Source organism: Acetobacter sp. DsW_063 (assembly GCF_002153745.1).
GTDB lineage: Bacteria > Pseudomonadota > Alphaproteobacteria > Acetobacterales > Acetobacteraceae > Acetobacter.
Window position 1 is genome coordinate 1 of the sequence record NZ_JOPL01000082.1, and the last position, 695, is coordinate 695.

At 58.7% G+C, this 695-nt stretch carries 1 protein-coding gene and 1 pseudogene; both read right to left on the minus strand.

The features are described from left to right. A partial coding sequence (locus HK28_RS10875; RefSeq protein WP_086644599.1) for a phage tail tube protein occupies window positions 1–272 on the minus strand: 272 nt, incomplete at its 3' end. Window positions 273–275: 3 nt separating this feature from the next. Then, window positions 276–695: pseudogene (locus HK28_RS14035) on the minus strand (phage tail protein); the annotation flags it as partial.

Consider the following 695-nt stretch of genomic DNA (forward strand, 5'->3'; position numbering starts at 1 on the left):
TAGGCGTCCGGGAAAGTCCAGCTTTGGCCTGTGTCGGCCAATATCTGCAGCTCTCCGGAATCACCCGGATTGAACGCCGCAAGGCTCTGCCCCTGCAGAAGTAGCGGCGTCGCCTTCGCTTCGCCTGCCTGAAACTCTTTTGATTTATGCGCAGTATAACCCGCGACCTGCGTCACATTCTTCATGGCGGGCAGGCGCAACGAGCTGCCTTTCTGGCAGTCATATCTCGTGCCCAGCCACCAGATCGTCAGGATGCCAAGAGAATCGGCCATGTCTTAACTCTCCAGCTGGATCGATGTCGCGACGACGATCAGTGCGCCGATCACCTGGATCGGAAGAAACCCGTCAGCACGGTTGCGGTCGCTCGCGTTGATCTGAAAGAACGCCTGCTTTCCAAGAGTCGCAGTGTTCTCCAGCCAGCCTTGCGTTCCCTCGTAGAGCGCCGAGCGGCCGTTCCACGAATTGGTCAGCACCTTCGGCGTCGCGACGTTGGCCGACGAAGAATTCGCCAGTAACGAATTGTCGGGAGCCAGCTTCGCGCGCGGATAGGTCTGCTCGATATAGGTGTTGAAATCGTAGCGCACGGCCGTCACGGTTTTCGGAACCATGATGTTCAGCCAGCGATTATCCGCCGTCCCGTTGTCGTCGGTCTGGTTTGTGGTGATCGCGCGCTCGATCGTGACGGTTCCGTCCTG